At 59.5% G+C, this 16,787-nt stretch carries 21 protein-coding genes; 15 read left to right on the top strand and 6 right to left on the bottom strand.

The features are described 5' to 3' along the window. The first annotated feature begins 44 nt into the window (after positions 1-44). Positions 45-530 carry a chemotaxis protein CheW gene (locus BK662_RS27705; RefSeq protein WP_007980742.1) on the top strand — a complete coding sequence of 162 codons (486 nt, stop codon included), beginning with the start codon at positions 45-47 and terminating at the stop codon, positions 528-530. After that, positions 531-923: a DUF2802 domain-containing protein gene (locus BK662_RS27700; protein WP_123360193.1), complete on the top strand. Its 393-nt coding sequence runs from the start codon at positions 531-533 to the stop codon at positions 921-923. It abuts the gene before it with no gap. 117 nt (positions 924-1,040) lie between these two features. On the opposite strand, the gene BK662_RS27695 is transcribed toward BK662_RS27700, so the two are convergent. Next, positions 1,041-1,370 (bottom strand): EscU/YscU/HrcU family type III secretion system export apparatus switch protein, encoded by a 330-nt coding sequence (locus BK662_RS27695; RefSeq protein WP_123360192.1) that lies wholly within the window; start codon positions 1,368-1,370, stop codon positions 1,041-1,043. Next, positions 1,367-2,941: a flagellar hook-length control protein FliK gene (fliK, locus tag BK662_RS27690; protein ID WP_123360191.1), complete on the bottom strand. Its 1,575-nt coding sequence runs from the start codon at positions 2,939-2,941 to the stop codon at positions 1,367-1,369. Before fliK ends, BK662_RS27695 begins: the two co-directional genes overlap by 4 nt. Before the next feature lie 198 nt (positions 2,942-3,139). On the opposite strand from fliK, the gene ccmA reads away from it, so the two are divergent. The 12 genes from ccmA to BK662_RS27630 all read left to right on the top strand — a co-directional run bounded on the left by ccmA (position 3,140) and on the right by BK662_RS27630 (position 11,478). Continuing rightward, positions 3,140-3,775, top strand: coding sequence for a cytochrome c biogenesis heme-transporting ATPase CcmA (ccmA, locus tag BK662_RS27685; protein ID WP_030131760.1), 636 nt, complete (start codon positions 3,140-3,142; stop codon positions 3,773-3,775). Beyond that, a complete protein-coding gene (ccmB, locus tag BK662_RS27680; protein WP_105339828.1) occupies positions 3,772-4,440 on the top strand; it encodes a heme exporter protein CcmB in 669 nt (222 codons plus the stop codon). Before ccmA ends, ccmB begins: the two co-directional genes overlap by 4 nt. 97 nt (positions 4,441-4,537) lie before the next feature. Next, the gene (locus BK662_RS27675; RefSeq protein ID WP_123360190.1) at positions 4,538-5,293 is read left to right on the top strand and encodes a heme ABC transporter permease; all 756 of its coding nucleotides are present in this window, start codon (positions 4,538-4,540) and stop codon (positions 5,291-5,293) included. After that, the gene (gene ccmD / locus BK662_RS27670) at positions 5,290-5,466 is read left to right on the top strand and encodes a heme exporter protein CcmD (RefSeq protein WP_123360189.1); all 177 of its coding nucleotides are present in this window, start codon (positions 5,290-5,292) and stop codon (positions 5,464-5,466) included. Before BK662_RS27675 ends, ccmD begins: the two co-directional genes overlap by 4 nt. Continuing rightward, positions 5,463-5,918, top strand: coding sequence for a cytochrome c maturation protein CcmE (gene ccmE, locus BK662_RS27665; RefSeq protein ID WP_123360188.1), 456 nt, complete (start codon positions 5,463-5,465; stop codon positions 5,916-5,918). The genes ccmD and ccmE overlap by 4 nt, the downstream gene beginning before the upstream one ends. A 3-nt stretch (positions 5,919-5,921) precedes the next feature. Continuing rightward, the gene (locus BK662_RS27660) at positions 5,922-7,925 is read left to right on the top strand and encodes a heme lyase CcmF/NrfE family subunit (RefSeq protein WP_123360187.1); all 2,004 of its coding nucleotides are present in this window, start codon (positions 5,922-5,924) and stop codon (positions 7,923-7,925) included. Continuing rightward, positions 7,922-8,458, top strand: a complete 537-nt coding sequence (locus BK662_RS27655; protein WP_123360186.1) for a DsbE family thiol:disulfide interchange protein — start codon at positions 7,922-7,924, stop codon at positions 8,456-8,458. Before BK662_RS27660 ends, BK662_RS27655 begins: the two co-directional genes overlap by 4 nt. Continuing rightward, the gene (locus BK662_RS27650) at positions 8,455-8,928 is read left to right on the top strand and encodes a cytochrome c-type biogenesis protein (protein ID WP_123360185.1); all 474 of its coding nucleotides are present in this window, start codon (positions 8,455-8,457) and stop codon (positions 8,926-8,928) included. The genes BK662_RS27655 and BK662_RS27650 overlap by 4 nt, the downstream gene beginning before the upstream one ends. Continuing rightward, positions 8,921-10,123 carry a c-type cytochrome biogenesis protein CcmI gene (gene ccmI, locus BK662_RS27645; protein WP_123360184.1) on the top strand — a complete coding sequence of 401 codons (1,203 nt, stop codon included), beginning with the start codon at positions 8,921-8,923 and terminating at the stop codon, positions 10,121-10,123. Before BK662_RS27650 ends, ccmI begins: the two co-directional genes overlap by 8 nt. Before the next feature lie 14 nt (positions 10,124-10,137). Beyond that, positions 10,138-10,539 carry a hypothetical protein gene (locus tag BK662_RS27640; protein WP_123360183.1) on the top strand — a complete coding sequence of 134 codons (402 nt, stop codon included), beginning with the start codon at positions 10,138-10,140 and terminating at the stop codon, positions 10,537-10,539. 322 nt (positions 10,540-10,861) lie between these two features. Continuing rightward, complete coding sequence (locus BK662_RS27635; protein WP_032836301.1) at positions 10,862-11,074, top strand: type II toxin-antitoxin system HicA family toxin; 213 nt, start codon at positions 10,862-10,864, stop codon at positions 11,072-11,074. Continuing rightward, complete coding sequence (locus tag BK662_RS27630; RefSeq protein ID WP_123360182.1) at positions 11,074-11,478, top strand: type II toxin-antitoxin system HicB family antitoxin; 405 nt, start codon at positions 11,074-11,076, stop codon at positions 11,476-11,478. Before BK662_RS27635 ends, BK662_RS27630 begins: the two co-directional genes overlap by 1 nt. Before the next feature lie 113 nt (positions 11,479-11,591). Here BK662_RS27630 and BK662_RS27625 read toward each other — a convergent pair whose 3' ends face one another. Continuing rightward, positions 11,592-12,797: an MFS transporter gene (locus tag BK662_RS27625; protein ID WP_123360181.1), complete on the bottom strand. Its 1,206-nt coding sequence runs from the start codon at positions 12,795-12,797 to the stop codon at positions 11,592-11,594. Positions 12,798-13,033: 236 nt separating this feature from the next. Between BK662_RS27625 and BK662_RS27620 the strand changes: the two genes are divergently transcribed. Beyond that, on the top strand, positions 13,034-13,663 hold the full coding sequence (locus BK662_RS27620; RefSeq protein WP_123360180.1) for a hypothetical protein: 630 nt from the start codon (positions 13,034-13,036) through the stop codon (positions 13,661-13,663). Positions 13,664-13,831: 168 nt separating this feature from the next. Here BK662_RS27620 and BK662_RS27615 read toward each other — a convergent pair whose 3' ends face one another. The 3 genes from BK662_RS27615 to BK662_RS27605 form a co-directional block, all read right to left on the bottom strand. Next, positions 13,832-14,830, bottom strand: a complete 999-nt coding sequence (locus BK662_RS27615) for a sulfate ABC transporter substrate-binding protein (protein ID WP_123360179.1) — start codon at positions 14,828-14,830, stop codon at positions 13,832-13,834. Positions 14,831-14,936: 106 nt separating this feature from the next. After that, positions 14,937-15,761: an ion transporter gene (locus BK662_RS27610; RefSeq protein WP_123360178.1), complete on the bottom strand. Its 825-nt coding sequence runs from the start codon at positions 15,759-15,761 to the stop codon at positions 14,937-14,939. A 21-nt stretch (positions 15,762-15,782) separates the two neighbouring features. After that, positions 15,783-16,697, bottom strand: coding sequence for an urea transporter (locus tag BK662_RS27605; RefSeq protein ID WP_123360177.1), 915 nt, complete (start codon positions 16,695-16,697; stop codon positions 15,783-15,785). Positions 16,698-16,787 lie beyond the last annotated feature (90 nt).

Below are 16,787 nucleotides of genomic sequence, written 5' to 3'. Positions count from 1 at the left end.
CACAGAACACACACCGCCAGGGCGGTTTTTTGAGGGGTCAGGGTATGAATGATAAGGCGACAGCTGCAAAGGGTTCCGAAGATCCGATCCTGCAATGGGTAACCTTCAAGCTGGACAACGAAACCTACGGCATCAACGTGATGCGCGTTCAGGAAGTCCTGCGCTACACCGAAATCGCCCCGGTCCCGGGTGCTCCGAGCTACGTGCTGGGCATCATCAACCTGCGCGGTAACGTGGTCACGGTGATCGACACCCGTCAGCGCTTCGGCCTGATGAATGCCGAGATCAGCGACAACACCCGTATCGTCATCATCGAAGCCGACAAGCAAGTGGTCGGAATCATGGTCGACAGCGTGGCTGAAGTGGTTTACCTGCGTCAGTCGGAAATCGAGACCGCGCCGAACGTCGGTAACGAAGAGTCCGCCAAGTTCATTCAAGGCGTGTGCAACAAGAACAACGAACTGCTGATCCTGGTCGAGCTGGACAAGATGATGAGCGAAGAAGAATGGTCGGAACTGGAGAGTATCTGATTGATTCTTGAGGTAGCTGTCATTGTCCTGTTCCTCTTCTGGGCAGGCACGCTGGCGATGTTCCTGGCGTACATCCGCGCTCAGCGGCAGATCGCCGCGCAACAGGCCGAGGGCGATGCGCTGCGCGATCAGCGCATCAAGGACCTGGCCAAACGCGTCGACGACTACCAGAACGGCAACGTGCGCATGGGTGAAGACCTGCACGAACTGCGCGCTGTAGTCGGGCCGTTGCCGGACAAACTGGCTCAGCTGGAGCAGCGTGATCCGTCGAGTCTTTCATTCGCTCAGGCAGCACGCCTGGTGGGGATGGGGGCCAGCGTCGATGAACTGACTCAGTCTTGCGGGTTGACCCAGGCTGAGGCGGAGTTGATGAGTAAGTTGCACAGAAACTGAAAAGATCAAAAGATCGCAGCCTCGTTGCACTCGACAGCTCCTACAGGGCGTACACCGTCCCAATGTAGGAGCTGTCGAGTGCAACGAGGCTGCGATCTTTTTGCATTCAACAAAGATTCAATAATCATCTCCGCGCTGGGTGATGTCCTTCTCCACCATCACCGCATGCGGATCCTGCCCCTCAGGAAACTTACCCTTCAAATTCCACGCAAACGCAATGATTTCGGCAATCGTGCGATACAACGCCTCCGGAATGCTCTCCCCCAATTCCATCCGCGCCAGCAGTTTCACCAGTTCGGCGTTTTCGTAGATCGGCACTTCATAATCACGGGCAATCTGCAGAATGGCTTCGGCCAATTCCTCGTCACCTTTGGCCGTGAGGGTAGGGGCGTGGGTGCCGTCGTATTTGAGGGCGATGGCCTGGCGCGGTGCGGTGGATTCGTTCATGCGGTTTCGTCGACCCAGCGTTGTTCGAGGCGGGTTTGAGGGCCTTGTGGCGGTGTGCCGAGGTGGCAATCCAGATCGCCGACGTTCAGGCCTGACGCCAGCAGACGTTCGCGCAGCCCGGCCAGATTGTTTTCGATCAGGCTCGCGGTGTACGGCCGTTCGGCCCACAGCTGACTGGAGAGGCTGCCTTTGATCAGCTGAGCCTGAATCTGCAACGGCCCTAACGGCTCCATATCGAACGCCAGTTCGACGCGCCACAACTGTTGCTTGGGTTCGCGTTCGTCGCGGCGCTCGTGCGGTTGTTCTTTCTCGGGTGCTTCTTCGCGCTGGAATTTGACCTGCAACGGCACGATGTCCTGCAGGTTGCGCATGGGGATTTCCAGCTGCCAGGTACTGAGCAGGCGGCGGTCGTCGGTGAGGCCGGTCTGTTCCAGGCTCGACAGTTGATGGCTTTGCAGACGCGAGACGGCCGCCGCAGCCAGGCGCAGCAAGTGTTCCAGATCATTTTCACCGTCCTGACTTTGCAGCAGACGCTCGGGGAGCGGGAAACTGGTCGGCAATGGTTTGGCGCTGACTTGCCCCAGCATACCGAGGGCGCTGCGCACGAAACTCGGCAGCGCCTGGGCCAAGGTGTTGGCGGCAATGATCGCGTTGAGATTGGTGTTGGCCGGCAGCCCCGGCGTCAGTTGTGCGATCAGTTTGAGCAGGTCGCCCTTCATGTCTGGCGTCAGCGTCGGGTTTTGTCCGGTCAACAGTTTCGCTTCAAGGAACAGGCCGCTGTTGGCCAGCGCCTGGGCCAGACCTTTGGGCGTGCTCAGTTGCTGAACATCCGGCAGGCCGGCGAGCAATTTGTCCACGACAGCGCGCAGGTCGCTGGAGGTCTGATCCGACGGCGGCAGGTTTTGCAGGACTTTGATCAAGCCATCCAGAGAGCCCTGGCGACTTTGCTGGCTGACCAGTTGTTGGGTCACCGCCAACTGTTCCTGACGGCTGCTCAGCGGGATGAACTTCAGGGTCTGGGTGTCCTGCACCAAGGCGCTCAGTAACGTACCGATGCGCAGCGGCGTCGGGCTGTCGATGCTCAACGTGCTGCCGCTTAGCGCCGTGTTGAGCAGGCTCACCATCGAGCGAAACACCGTTGGCTGACCCGGTACCTGCGGCATTACCTGAGAGGTCAGTACTTTGCCTTGCAGCAACGTCCCGACCGGCAGTTGCGCCATGTCAATGCGGGTGAGGGTCGCGACACTGGAGGCGATGGCCTGTTGCACCGTGATCGCCAGATTGCCCGCCGATGGCTGGGTGATCGCCAGGCTGGTGCCCTGGGGCAACGGCTGAGTGCTGGTGGCCTGGACCGTGGTCTGGCGACCGCTGTCGAGGGTGACCTTGAGCAACAGTTGAAAAGTCTGATCCGTCTGCTTGAGCGAGAGCACTTCAGCCTTGGCGGTTTGCCCAACGGAGATCAGGCCCTCCATCGGCGTCAGCAGCTTGAGTAGCTCACCACTCACCACCAGCGGCCGCGAAGTCGCGGGCGTGGTCTGCGGCAGCGGAAGGATGTTCATTTCGCCTGTCATATGCGGTCACAACCTGTGGAAATTGCGCTCTTTAGAGTCGGGCATGGCATGTATAATGCCGCCCCGATGCAACCGGGGCGCTAAAAACATTGCAATTGATTGACGCAGCTCTCTAAAACGGGCCGCCAATGCATCTATCCTGCATCTCTTTAGCGGCCGCTCCACTGCCGACTTGAACCGCAAAAGGCCCGTGATCTCTTGACCAGTCCTGTCCTGCAAACCGTTGCCCTTGCCTGTGAGCGAGACCTTCGGCTGCTCTTCGAAAATCTCGAATTGAGACTGGCCAGTGGCGAAATGTTGCAAATCAGCGGCCCCAACGGCAGTGGCAAGACCAGTCTTTTACGTCTGCTATGCGGTTTGATGCACCCGACTGCCGGTCAAGTATTGCTAAACGGCCAGCCACTGCATGAGCAACGCAGCGAACTGGCGCGTAACCTGCTGTGGATCGGCCATGCGGCCGGGATCAAGGACTTGCTGACTCCCGAGGAAAACCTCAGTTGGCTTTGCGCCTTGCATCAACCGGCCTCCCATGAGGCGATCTGGCAGGCGCTGACGGCTGTGGGGCTGCGCGGTTTTGAGGATGTTCCCTGCCACACGCTCTCCGCCGGGCAACAACGCCGTGTCGCGTTGGCGCGCTTGTATCTGGACAGCCCGCCGCTGTGGATTCTCGATGAGCCGTTCACCGCGCTCGACAAACAAGGCGTGGCGCAACTCGAAGAACACCTGGCCGCACACTGCGAGCGGGGTGGCATGGTGGTCCTGACCACTCACCACACGTTGACCCGGATGCCGGCCGGCTATCGCGACATTGATTTGGGGAACTGGGCCGTATGAGTGTTTTCGGCCTGTTGGTCGCCCGCGAGGCACGTTTGCTGTTCCGCCGTCCTGCCGAATTGGCGAATCCGCTGGTGTTCTTCGCCATCGTCGTCTCTTTGTTCCCATTGGCGGTCGGCCCCGAGACTCAATTGTTGCAAACCTTGTCCCCAGGGTTGGTCTGGGTGGCAGCACTTTTATCGGTTTTGCTCTCGCTGGACGGGCTTTTCCGCAGTGATTTCGAAGACGGGTCGCTTGAGCAGTGGGTCCTTTCGTCGCACCCCCTGCCTCTTCTGGTGCTGGCCAAGGTACTGGCACACTGGGCCTTTTCCGGCCTGGCGCTGGTTTTGCTCGCACCCTTGCTGGCGTTGATGCTTGGTTTGCCTGCCGCCTGTCTGCCGGTGTTGCTGCTTTCTTTATTGCTGGGTACACCAGTGCTGAGCCTGCTCGGTGCGGTGGGCGCGGCGTTGACGGTAGGATTGAAGCGCGGCGGCCTGTTGCTGGCGCTGTTGATTCTGCCGCTGTACATCCCGGTGTTGATTCTCGGCAGTGGCGCCTTGCAGGCGGCATTGCAGGGCATGCCGGCGACCGGTTATCTCTTGTGGCTTGGTAGCCTGACCGCCCTGGCGATAACGCTGACACCTTTTGCAATAGCTGCTGGCCTGAAGATCAGCGTCGGCGAATAATAATGAGGTCTGATCAATTTTTGATCGCTTTCTTTTAAATGAAAGGCAGACCCTTCGCTGCTCGTGATGGCGAGCAGCACCCGTGATGGAAACAGCAATGAACTGGACCTGGTTTCATAAGCTCGGCTCACCCAAATGGTTTTACGGCATCAGTGGCAAACTGCTGCCGTGGCTGAGCGTCGCGGCGTTGCTGCTGATTAGCGTCGGCGTGGTTTGGGGGCTGGCTTTCGCACCGCCGGACTACCAGCAAGGCAACAGCTTTCGGATCATCTATATCCACGTCCCGGCCGCTATGCTGGCGCAGTCCATCTACGTGATGCTGGCCGTGTGCGGCATCGTCGGGCTGGTGTGGAAGATGAAGCTGGCCGATGTCGCCCTGCAATGCGCCGCGCCGATCGGTGCCTGGATGACCGCCGTGGCGCTGGTTACCGGCGCGATCTGGGGCAAACCGACCTGGGGTTCGTGGTGGGTCTGGGATGCGCGACTTACGTCCATGCTTATTCTGCTGTTTCTGTACTTCGGTCTTATTGCGCTGGGCAACGCCATCAGCAATCGTGACAGTGCGGCCAAGGCCTGTGCGGTACTGGCAATCGTCGGCGTGATCAACATCCCGATCATCAAATACTCGGTGGAGTGGTGGAACACCCTGCACCAGGGCGCGACCTTCACCCTCACCGAAAAACCGGCGATGCCCGCCGAGATGTGGCTGCCACTGCTGCTGACGGCGCTGGGTTTCTACTGTTTCTTTGGCGCGGTGCTGTTGCTGCGCATGCGCCTTGAAGTGCTCAAGCGCGAAGCCCGGGCGAGCTGGGTTAAAACCGAAGTGCAGAACAGTCTGGAGGTCGCTCGATGAGTTTCGCTTCATTCGGCGACTTTCTCGCCATGGGCCATCACGGCCTGTATGTCTGGTCAGCCTATGGCATCAGCCTGGCGGTGCTGGCCCTCAACGTGGCGGTGCCGATCCTGGCCCGCAAGCGGTATCTGCAACAAGAGGCGCGTCGTCTGCGCCGGGAGAACGGCAAGTGAATCCGCTGCGTAAAAAGCGTCTTATCATCATTTTTGCGATCCTGGTCGGTGTCGGCGCTGCCGTCGGCCTGGCCTTGAGCGCCTTGAAACAGAACATCAATCTGTTCTACACCCCGACCCAGATCGCCAACGGCGAAGCGCCGCAAGACACGCGTATCCGCGCGGGTGGCATGGTCGAGAAAGGTTCGCTGCAACGCTCCGGCGATTCCCTGGACGTGAAATTCATCGTCACCGACTTCAACAAATCCGTGACCATCAGTTATCGCGGCATCCTGCCGGACCTGTTCCGCGAAGGGCAGGGCATCGTCGCCCTCGGCAAGATCAACGCTGACGGCGTGGTGGTGGCCGACGAAGTACTGGCCAAGCACGATGAAAAGTACATGCCACCGGAAGTGACCAAGGCCCTGAAAGACAGCGGCCAGTCGGCACCCACTCCCGCGAAAGAGGGTTAATTGATGACTTCTGCTCTCCATAGTTCAGGGCTGTTCATCCCCGAATTGGGCCACCTGGCCATGATCCTGGCGCTGTGTTTCGCGCTGGTGCAGGCCGTGGTGCCGTTGCTCGGTGCCTGGCGTGGCGATCGCTTGTGGATGAGCCTGGCCCAGCCGGCCGCATGGGGGCAGTTCGCGTTTCTGCTGTTCGCTTTCGGTTGCCTGACTTACGCGTTCATGGCGGACGACTTCTCCGTCGCTTACGTGGCCAGCAACTCCAACAGTGCGCTGCCGTGGTACTACAAGTTCAGCGCCGTCTGGGGTGCTCACGAAGGTTCGTTGCTGCTGTGGGCACTGATCCTCGGCGGCTGGACCTTCGCGGTGTCGGTGTTCTCCCGGCAGTTGCCGCAAGTGATGCTGGCTCGCGTGTTGGCGGTGATGGGCATGATCAGCACTGGCTTCCTGCTGTTCCTGATCCTGACGTCCAACCCGTTCACCCGAATCCTGCCGCAGATGCCGACGGATGGTCGCGACCTCAATCCACTGCTGCAAGACATCGGCCTGATCGTTCACCCGCCGATGCTGTACATGGGCTATGTCGGTTTCTCCGTGGCGTTTGCCTTCGCTATCGCCGCGCTGCTGGGCGGTCGCCTCGATGCGGCGTGGGCGCGCTGGTCGCGTCCGTGGACCATCGTGGCCTGGGCCTTCCTCGGTATCGGTATTACGTTGGGCTCCTGGTGGGCCTACTACGAACTCGGCTGGGGCGGCTGGTGGTTCTGGGATCCGGTGGAAAACGCATCCTTCATGCCTTGGCTGGTGGGCACGGCGCTGATTCACTCGTTGGCGGTCACGGAAAAACGTGGCGTGTTCAAGAGCTGGACGGTGCTGCTGGCCATCGCCGCGTTTTCGTTGAGTTTGCTCGGGACCTTCCTCGTGCGTTCCGGCGTGCTGACCTCGGTTCACGCCTTTGCGTCCGACCCTGAGCGCGGTGTGTTCATCCTGATCTTCCTGCTATTCGTGGTCGGCGGCTCGCTGACGCTGTTCGCCCTGCGCGCCCCAGTGGTCAAGAGCCACGTCGGCTTCAACCTCTGGTCCCGGGAAACCCTGCTGCTGGGCAATAACCTGGTGCTGGTGGTGGCCGCTTCGATGATCCTGCTCGGCACCTTGTATCCGCTGATTCTCGATGCGATGACCGGCGCCAAGCTGTCGGTCGGCCCGCCGTACTTCAACGCGCTGTTCATTCCATTGATGGCGTTGCTGATGGTGGTGATGGCGGTCGGCATGCTGGTGCGCTGGAAAGACACCCCGGTCAAATGGCTGATGAGCATGTTGACCCCGGTGTTGCTCGGCAGCGCTGCGCTGGCCGTCGTGGCGGGCGTCGCTTACGGCGATTTCAATTGGGCAGTGCTGGCGACATTCATGCTGGCTGCCTGGGTGTTGCTGGCCGGTGTGCGGGATATCTTCGACAAGACCCGTCACAAGGGCCTGATCAAAGGTCTGCCGACTCTGACCCGCAGCTATTGGGGCATGCAAGTCGCGCATTTGGGCATTGCCGTCTGTGCGCTGGGCGTCGTGTTGTCGAGCCAGAACAGTGCCGAGCGTGATCTGCGCCTGGCACCGGGTGAGTCCATGAGCCTGGCCGGCTATCAATTCGTATTTGAAGGCGCCAAGCATTTCGAAGGGCCGAACTTCACGTCCGACAAGGGCACCGTACGGGTGATCCGCGACGGCAAGGAAGTCAGCGTGCTGCACCCGGAAAAACGCCTGTACACCGTGCAGAACTCGGTGATGACCGAAGCCGGGATCGACGCCGGTTTCACCCGTGATCTTTACGTCGCACTGGGTGAGCCGCTGGGCGAGGGTGCCTGGGCGGTCCGTGTACACGTCAAACCGTTCGTGCGCTGGATCTGGTTCGGTGGGTTGCTCACCGGTCTCGGCGGGTTGCTGGCGGCGCTGGATCGTCGTTATCGGGTCAAGGTGAAAAGTCGCGTGCGTGAAGCGCTCGGCATGACGGGAGCCACCGCATGAGACGTTGGTTGATGCTGTTGCCACTGGCGATTTTTCTGGTGGTTGCTGTTTTTCTGTATCGAGGTCTGTACCTGGACCCGGCCGAGCTGCCTTCGGCGATGATCAACAAACCGTTCCCGGAGTTTTCGCTGCCCTCGGTGCAGGGCGACGAAACCCTGAGCAAAGCGGACCTTCTGGGTAAACCGGCGTTGGTCAATGTCTGGGGCACCTGGTGCATTTCCTGCCGGGTCGAGCACCCGGTGCTGAACAAACTGGCCGGGCAGGGCGTGGTGATCTACGGCATCAATTACAAGGACGTCAACACCGATGCCTTGAAATGGCTGGCCGAGTTCCACAACCCGTATCAACTGGACATCCGTGACGATGCCGGCACCCTGGGCCTGAACCTTGGCGTGTACGGCGCACCGGAAACCTTCTTCATCGACGCCAAGGGCATCATCCGCGACAAATTCGTCGGCGTGATCGACGAGCAAGTCTGGCGCGAAAAACTGGCGGCCAAGTATCAGGCGCTGGTCGACGAGGCCAAGCCATGAAGCGCTGGATTGCCGCCGCCGTATTGGGTTTGAGCATGGCCGGTATGGCCCACGCGGCCATCGATACCTACGAGTTCGCCAAAGAAGGCGACCGTGAGCGTTTTCGTGAGCTGACCAAAGAGCTGCGTTGCCCCAAGTGCCAGAATCAGGACATCGCCGATTCCAATGCACCGATCGCCGCCGACCTGCGCAAAGAGATTTTCCGCATGCTCGGCGAGGGCAAGGACAACCAGCAGATCATCGATTTCATGGTCGACCGCTACGGTGATTTCGTCCGCTACAAACCTGCCCTCAACGCCAAAACCGCACTGCTCTGGTTCGGCCCCGCCGGCCTGCTGCTGGGCGGTTTTGTGATCATCGCCGTGATCGTCCGCCGTCGTCGCGTGCGACGCACTGACAGCCCGGACTCGCTTTCTGCCGAGGAGCGCGAGCGCCTCGACCACCTGTTGGATAAAACCAAGAATGATTGATTTCTGGCTCGCTGCAGGCCTGCTGCTCCTGGTTGCCCTGAGTTTTCTGCTGATCCCCGTTCTGCGTGGTCGCCGCGCTCAGCTTGAGGAGGACCGCACGGCACTGAACGTCGCGCTTTATCAGGAGCGCGTGGCTGAGTTGCAGACTCAGCAGGAAGAGGGCGTGCTCAACGCCGAACAAATGGACACCGGCCGCGCCGAAGCTGCCCGTGAACTGCTCGCCGACACCGAAGGCGTCGAGGTGCCGCGTGTGTCGCGTCTGGGCAAACCGTTGCCATTGCTGGCGGCGATTCTGGTGCCGGTGCTGGGCCTTGGGCTGTACTTGCATTTCGGCGCCAGTGACAAAGTCGAGCTGACCCGCGAATTCGCTCAGGCGCCGCAGTCGATGGAAGAGATGACCCGTCGCCTGGAACGTGCGGTTGCCGCCCAACCGGATTCGGCCGAAGGCCTGTACTTCCTCGGCCGCACCTACATGGCTCAGGACCGTCCGGCTGATGCAGCGAAGATCTTCGAACGCACCGTGACCCTGGCCGGTCGTCAGCCGGAACTGCTCGGGCAATGGGCCCAGGCGCAATATTTCGCCGATGGCAAGAAGTGGTCGGACAAGGTTCAGGCCTTGACCGACGAAGCGCTGAAAGCTGATCCGAAAGAAGTCACCAGCCTCGGTCTGCTGGGCATCGCGGCCTTTGAAAGCGAGCGTTACCAGGATGCCATCGACTACTGGAATCGCCTGCTGGCGCAACTGCCGCCGGATGATAAATCTCGCGTCGCGCTGCAAGGCGGCATTACTCGGGCCGCCGAGAAACTCGAAGCCAGTGGTGGCAAGGTTGCCCAAGCGCCTGCGGCCCAAGCTGCAGCACTGCTCAAGGTGCAAGTCGATCTGGCGCCAGAGCTCAAAGCCAAGGTCCAGCCGGGTGACAGCGTGTTCATCTTCGCCCGCGCTATCTCCGGCCCGCCCGCGCCGCTGGCCGCCAAGCGTCTGACCGTTGCCGACTTGCCGGCGACTGTCGAACTGGGTGATGCCGACGCCATGATGCCGCAGTTGAAACTGTCGAACTTCCCTGAAGTCCAACTGGTTGCGCGCATCTCCCGCGCCGGCCAACCGACTGCCGGCGAATGGATCGGTCGCAGCCAACCCTTGGCCACCAGCACCACCGCGCCACAAAAACTGACCATCGACAGCCCGGATAAATAACAGGAAGCATCACCATGACCGCCATCGCTCGTATCACTCTGCTCAGTATGGTTTTGGGGTTAAGCGCCTGTGCGGTCCAGCAGCCCGAGCCCACACGGCTGCCGCCAATTCCGCCTTCGCAGCCGAGCACCAAACCGGCTCCAACGACACCGAGCAAACCGAGTACCCCGGTCAAACCGTCCAAGCCGATTCCACGCACCTCCGCCAGCTTCGCCCCGCCACCGGGTGGCAATAGCCATTGGGACGCGAAACTCGGCGTTTACGTTCTCGATGATCAGACCAACACTTTCTACCGTCAGCGCACCTACTACCGCTGGAACAACGGCTGGAGCCGCTCGATCAGCCCGAACGGGCCGTGGGAAGAGACAGATATCCATGGCGTGCCGGGTGGGTTGGGCAGGCAATTCGGGCAGTGAATGGAAACGGCGATCTAAGGATCGCCGTTTTGCTTTTTGGGGTCTGAAAAGATCGCAGGCTTCGCCAGCTCCTACAGGATCGCGTACGACGATGAACGACGGATGTACGTAAAGGTAGGAGCTGGCGAAGCCTGCGATCTTTTGATCTTGATTGTGTAGCGCAGGGAGCGGGGTACAAAACACAAGAGAGTGAGCACCTCGACGTAGGTCCGATCAAATCAACACCCTGTAAAACAACCGAGCGTCGCTATCCGGGTTTTTATGCTTGAGTAAAAGTAACTCTAGGGTTATTTTTTGTTGGGCCGGAGCAAGGAGGCTGGTGGTGCAGAGCAGGTTATTGATCAAGGAACTGATAGAGGCGGGCTGGACACTGGACCGGGTCACCGGCAGTCATCACATCTTCACTCACCGTTACAACCCTTACACGATACCCGTCCCTCATCCGAAGAAGGATTTGCCGATCGGGACGGTTAAAAGCATCAGGAGGCGAGCCGGGCTTTATTGCCCGGGAGCCAGTTTGGCAGGAGATCCATAATGCAATACCCAATCTGTATCGAGTGGGGCGACGAGAACACCGCCATCGGTATTCAGATCCCCGATATCCCAGGTGCCGTAACGGCCGGGGATACGTTTGAAGAGGCTTACAACGCGGCGGTCGAAATTGCCCACATCATGCTGCAGGAGATCATGGCTGGCGGGGAGTCAGTTCCGATGCCGACCTCAGCGGCTGCGCACCGCGAGAATCCGGAATTTGCCGACATGGGTTGGGGGATGCTGGAACTCGACATCTCGCCCTATCTGGGCAAGACCGAGAAGGTCAACGTGACGCTGCCTGGCTACGTGATCCAGCGCATTGACCGTTATGTGCGAGAGCACAATGTCAAAAGCCGCTCCTCCTTTCTCGCGGATGCGGCGATGGAGAAGCTGGTTCGGCATTGAGTGGTATCAGTCGAATCGCCTTCGCGGGCAAGTCGGATCGCCGCACCGCTCGCTCCTGCAGGGATAATGCAATACGTGTAGGAGCGAGGCTTGCCCGCGAAGCTTTTAGCGGCCTAAGCCGTCGCCAACGAATGCCTCTGCGAAGCACTCAAAAACCGCAACAACGCCAACAACGGAAACGCACTACCCACAATCACGATCCACAACCAGCCGCCATGCTCATACACCGCGCTGGCCACCGAAGAACCAAATGCGCCGCCGATGAAGATGCTGGTCATGTACAGCGCATTCAGGCGGCCGCGGCTTTTAGCGTCGAGGGTATAGACCGCGCGTTGGCCGAGGACCATGTTCATTTGCACGCAGAAATCCAGCACCACCCCCGTCACCGCCAGGCCGATAACGCTGTAGGCCGGGTGGATGAAGGCGGGCAGGAAGCTCAGGCTGGCGAATAGCAAGGCCAGCAGCGAGGCGATGCGGGTATGGCCGGCATCCGCCAGTCGACCGGCGATGGGGGCGGCAATCGCGCCGATGGCGCCGACCAGGGCGAAGATCGCGATCTGGGTTTGCGACAAGCCATGGTTGCGCGACAGTTCCAGCGGCACTGCAGTCCAGAACAGGCTGAATGTGGCAAACATGCAGGCTTGATAAAATGCCCGTTGACGCAACACTGGCTGCTGACGCAAGAGCGTCCAGAGCGAACCCAGCAACTGGCCATAAGAAGCGCTGTGATCGGGCTGGCGCTTGGGAATGGTCAGGGCCAGCACGAGGCTGATGGCCGCCATCAATACCGCAGCGATGACGAACATCGCACGCCAGCCGAAGTGGTCGGCTATTACGCTGGACACCGGTCGAGCCAGCAGAATCCCCAGCAGCAAACCACCCATGATGCCGCCGACCACGCGGCCACGGGATTCTTCCGGCGCCAGGTGGGCGGCCAGAGGAATCAGGATTTGCACCGACACCGAACTGAAACCCACCAGCAACGAGATCAGCAGAAACACATTCGGCTGATCGGTGAACGCCGCACCCAGCAAACTGGCAATCGCCACCACGGTGGTGATAATCATCAGACGGCGGTTTTCCAGCAGATCACCCAACGGCACCAGGAAGAACAGACCCAGCGCATAACCAATCTGCGTCAGCGAAACGATCAGGCTGGCCATGGTGTCGGTCAGGCCGATGTCCGGCGCGATCAGGCCGATGATCGGCTGGGCGTAGTAAATGTTGGCCACGATGGCGCCGCAGCAGAAGGCGAAGAGCAGCACCATGCCTCGGGTCATTGTCGCGGCACCGTGGGGCACCTGAGTCGTTGGGTTCATAACGGATCTCGTTGAACAAAAAGGAATGCGCAGAGGCTAATCAGCTGGCTAGAGCGGCGGAAGAGGGATTAGGGTGATAGTAATCATGCCTCTGAAGAATGATTGAGAGAGGCCGTTCATTTGGACCTTTGAATCGTCGGTCGCTATCGTCGCGTCCGATGATACATTCACTAACATCTTGTTCGATAGCGTGCTTATGTTCTCTCTTAACGCTTCATAAAACGGAAGGCACTTTCATGAATGCGATGTTCCGTCACCTGATCCGCGGCGCTTCAGCAGTCACCTTGATCACTGTGTTCACGATAACCTTGGCTCAGGCCCAGGACGCACCGGGTATGCGTATCGGTGTACGCGGCGAGATTACCGGTATCAGCGCCGACATTCTGAAAGTCCACGTCAACAGCGGCGAAGACGTGGTGATCAACCTGACCAAGGACACCAACGTCCGCGCCGTTACTGTGGCCAATATCGAAGACATCAAACCCGGCAGCTACATCGGCTCGGCTGCCGTGCCGCAGGAAGATGGCTCTCTCAAGGCCCTGGAAGTCCACGTGTTCCCACCAGAACTGGCCGGCAGCGGCGACGGCCATCGGCCCTTTGATCTGGTCAAGGGCAGCAGCATGACCAATGGCAGCGTGGGCGATCTGGTGGTCAGCAACGGCCGGGTGCTGACCGTCAACTACAAGGGCGGCCAGCAGAAAATTCTGGTGCCGGAGGATGTGCCGATCGTGAATCTGGTGCCGGGGGATCGGAGCTTGTTGAAGGTGGGCGTGAAGATCGTGACGTTCGTGACCCAAAGTGCCGATGGGACACTCACCGCCCAATCCATCGCGGCCGGCAAGGACGGCATAACTCCACCCATGTAACGGCATGGCGCAAACCCTGAAAATCAAAATCAAAAGATCGCAGCCTTCGGCAGCTCCTACAGGTGTACGCAAAAGCCTTTGTAGGCGCTGCCGAAGGCTGCGATCTTTTGATCTTCAAGCCCCCACAAAAAAAGGCGACCTAGGTCGCCTTTTCGTTTGGCTCAGGAATTACTGGCCGCTGTAAATCTGATCAAAAACCCCACCATCATTGAAGTGGGTCTTCTGCACCGTGCGCCAGTCACCAAAGGTCTTCTCCACCGAAAGGAAATCCACTTTCGGGAAGCGATCGGTGTACTTGGCCAATACCGCCGGATCACGCGGACGCAGGTAGTTGGCCGCGGCAATCTCCTGACCTTCCGGCGACCACAGGTACTTCAAATATTCCTCAGCGGCAGCACGAGTACCTTTTTTCTCGACCACTTTGTCGACCACGGACACCGGCGGCTCGGCCTCAGCGGAAACACTCGGGTAAATCACTTCAAACTGATCACGACCAAATTCACGCGCAATCATTTCCGCTTCGTTTTCGAAGGTCACCAGCACGTCGCCGATCTGGTTGGTCATGAACGTGGTGGTCGCTGCTCGGCCGCCCGTATCGAGCACCGGGGCTTGTTTGAACAGTTTGCCGACGAAGGCTTTTGCCTTGTTTTCGTCGCCGCCGTTCTTCAGCACATAGCCCCAGGCCGAGAGATAGGTGTAGCGGCCGTTGCCCGAGGTTTTCGGGTTGGGGACGATCACTTGCACGCCATCCTTGAGCAGGTCTGGCCAGTCTTTCAGGGCTTTCGGGTTGCCTTTGCGCACGATGAACACGGTGGCCGACGTGAACGGCGCGCTGTTGTTCGGCAGGCGCGTGACCCAGTTTTCCGGGACCAGTTTGCCGTTGTCCGCCAGGGCGTTGATGTCGGTGGCCATGTTCATGGTGATGACATCCGCCGGCAGGCCATCGATCACCGAACGCGCCTGTTTGCTGGAACCGCCGAAGGACATCTGCAGCGTGATGTTTTCGTTGTGTTCGGCTTGCCAGTGTTTCTGGAAGGCAGCGTTGTAGTCCTTGTAGAAATCTCGCATCACGTCGTAGGAAACGTTAAGCAGGGTCGGAGCAGCCTGAGCCATGCTACCCAAGGCCAGGCCAGCGGCCAGAAGTGAGGCGCCAAAGAGTTTTTTCACTGCGCATTCCTTGTTTTATCAAACATGTTCTATGGAAAGTGTTGGCAATTTGCCAGCGACTATAGCCGGGCTCGCATAGTCCTTTAAAGATTAAAAAGCACTTTGCTTATTCCAGTTTCTTGAACAGCGCATTGCCGCAACGGGAGCAAAATGCTGCGCCATGTTCGTGACTGTTTTTCTGGCAGGTCGGGCAATCGTGTTGCAGTTGTTCGCCGCGCATGGCGTTGGCCAGTTCCGCAGTAAAGATCCCTGTTGGCACGGCGATGATCGAGTAACCGGTGATCATCACCAGCGACGAAACCACCTGACCCAACGGCGTCCTGGGCACGATGTCGCCAAAACCCACGGTAGTCAGCGTGACGATGGCCCAATAGATACCTTTGGGGATGCTGGTGAAGCCGTGTTCCGGGCCTTCGATCACGTACATCAGAGTGCCGAACACGGTCACCAGAGTGCTGACGCTGAGCAGAAACACCACGATCTTCTGCTTGCTGCCGCGCAGCGCCGTCATCAAGTAGTTGGCTTGCTTCAGATACGGGCTGAGCTTGAGCACGCGGAAAATCCGCAGCATCCGAATGATCCGGATAATCAGCAGGTACTGCGCATCGCTGTAATACAGCGCGAGGATGCCAGGCACGATCGCCAGCAAATCCACCAGCCCATAGAAGCTGAACGCGTAGCGCAACGGCTTGGGCGAGCAGTACAGGCGCAGACCGTACTCGATGGCGAAAACGACGGTGAAGCCCCATTCGATGTACGCCAGTATGTCGGCGTAGTTCTGGTGAACGCTGTCGATACTGTCCAGAATCACGATCACCAGGCTGGCGAGGATGATCAGCAGCAGAATGCTGTCGAAGCGGCGACCGGCCGGGGTATCGGATTGGAAAATGATGACGTAAAGCTCTTCACGCCAGTTTTTGCTGCTGTCCATGGAAAACGCCTGAATCGAGAATCAGCGAAGCCTAGGTCGATTCTCCCCGGTAGCGCAAGGCGCGCTGTCTATGGCGGCCTGACGCAACACCCGAATGCCTGCGCGAATCAGCCAGCACGCGAGGATGAAAGGCGCGGTCAACGTGGCCAGGCCGAGTGCGGCGAACCCCGGTGTGAGCAACACCGCCAGCAGGATTGCCAACAATGGCAGCCAAGGCTGGCGACGATTTTGGCTGAAGGCGAGGGCGGCGAGCACGGCGTTGTAGCCGCTCAAACCCAGCAGCGCGGTTGATGTTTCGTGATGCAGAAAGGCGAATCCAAGGCCGGCAACGGAGCCGAGCAGCGCCCACAGGAAGGCACGACGGTCGGCGATCAGCAAACCGGTGGCAATCAGAGCGCCGGCCAGCGGATGACCGAGAAACAGCACCTGACCGAGCCCTTTCAATGACGCGGCGAGCAAGTTGAGTGTGGTCATTTCGATCAGCTGCGCGGGTTGCTGGGGAGCGGCAAACGACAGCAGCAACCAGCTCATACCGACGAAGGGTGCGGTGTAGGCGGGAAGGCAATGATGATCGCGCGAATGCTTGAGCCACTGCTGGGTGAGCATCGCGCTCAGGCCCCCAGCGGCAATGATCAGCGGTGGCAACAGCGCTGACCATGGGAAATAAAGGCTCAGCAGCAGACCGAGCAGAATACCGTTGTAACTGAACAGCCCGGCCTGACGATCAGCCTTGGTGTACCCGCGACGTTGCGCGGTGAGCAACCCGGCGACCCCTCCCAGCAACGCACCGCCGAGCAAGGCCGGCGCGCTGAACAGAATCGCCAACAGACACAGCAGACCGCACAGCGGATGGCGCTGGAGAAAGATCTGGCTGAAGCCATTGAGCAGGGCAGTGGCCCAGTCGGGGCAGTGGGTGTTGAAGTGGTTGGCAGGCATTTTTTGTCTGTGTGTCAGAGGAACCGTGCCGCCTGCATCGCGAGCAGGCTCGCTCCCACACTGAATCTTTGTTCAGTCGTCAGATATGTA

Source organism: Pseudomonas frederiksbergensis, from assembly GCF_003732275.1.
GTDB classification, from domain to species: Bacteria; Pseudomonadota; Gammaproteobacteria; order Pseudomonadales; family Pseudomonadaceae; genus Aquipseudomonas; species Aquipseudomonas frederiksbergensis_H.
This window is presented reverse-complemented; position numbering and strand designations above follow the sequence as displayed.

What these genes read in the sequence shown, in the direction of transcription:
- BK662_RS27705 (WP_007980742.1), top strand. Translation starts at nt 45, where the DNA reads ATGAATGATAAGGCGACAGCTGCAAAGGGTTCCGAAGATCCGATCCTG.
- BK662_RS27695 (WP_123360192.1), bottom strand. Translation starts at nt 1,370, where the DNA reads ATGAACGAATCCACCGCACCGCGCCAGGCCATCGCCCTCAAATACGAC.
- fliK (WP_123360191.1), bottom strand. Translation starts at nt 2,941, where the DNA reads ATGACAGGCGAAATGAACATCCTTCCGCTGCCGCAGACCACGCCCGCG.
- ccmB (WP_105339828.1), top strand. Translation starts at nt 3,772, where the DNA reads ATGAGTGTTTTCGGCCTGTTGGTCGCCCGCGAGGCACGTTTGCTGTTC.
- BK662_RS27675 (WP_123360190.1), top strand. Translation starts at nt 4,538, where the DNA reads ATGAACTGGACCTGGTTTCATAAGCTCGGCTCACCCAAATGGTTTTAC.
- ccmD (WP_123360189.1), top strand. Translation starts at nt 5,290, where the DNA reads ATGAGTTTCGCTTCATTCGGCGACTTTCTCGCCATGGGCCATCACGGC.
- BK662_RS27660 (WP_123360187.1), top strand. Translation starts at nt 5,922, where the DNA reads ATGACTTCTGCTCTCCATAGTTCAGGGCTGTTCATCCCCGAATTGGGC.
- BK662_RS27655 (WP_123360186.1), top strand. Translation starts at nt 7,922, where the DNA reads ATGAGACGTTGGTTGATGCTGTTGCCACTGGCGATTTTTCTGGTGGTT.
- BK662_RS27650 (WP_123360185.1), top strand. Translation starts at nt 8,455, where the DNA reads ATGAAGCGCTGGATTGCCGCCGCCGTATTGGGTTTGAGCATGGCCGGT.
- ccmI (WP_123360184.1), top strand. Translation starts at nt 8,921, where the DNA reads ATGATTGATTTCTGGCTCGCTGCAGGCCTGCTGCTCCTGGTTGCCCTG.
- BK662_RS27640 (WP_123360183.1), top strand. Translation starts at nt 10,138, where the DNA reads ATGACCGCCATCGCTCGTATCACTCTGCTCAGTATGGTTTTGGGGTTA.
- BK662_RS27630 (WP_123360182.1), top strand. Translation starts at nt 11,074, where the DNA reads ATGCAATACCCAATCTGTATCGAGTGGGGCGACGAGAACACCGCCATC.
- BK662_RS27625 (WP_123360181.1), bottom strand. Translation starts at nt 12,797, where the DNA reads ATGAACCCAACGACTCAGGTGCCCCACGGTGCCGCGACAATGACCCGA.
- BK662_RS27620 (WP_123360180.1), top strand. Translation starts at nt 13,034, where the DNA reads ATGAATGCGATGTTCCGTCACCTGATCCGCGGCGCTTCAGCAGTCACC.
- BK662_RS27610 (WP_123360178.1), bottom strand. Translation starts at nt 15,761, where the DNA reads ATGGACAGCAGCAAAAACTGGCGTGAAGAGCTTTACGTCATCATTTTC.
- BK662_RS27605 (WP_123360177.1), bottom strand. Translation starts at nt 16,697, where the DNA reads ATGCCTGCCAACCACTTCAACACCCACTGCCCCGACTGGGCCACTGCC.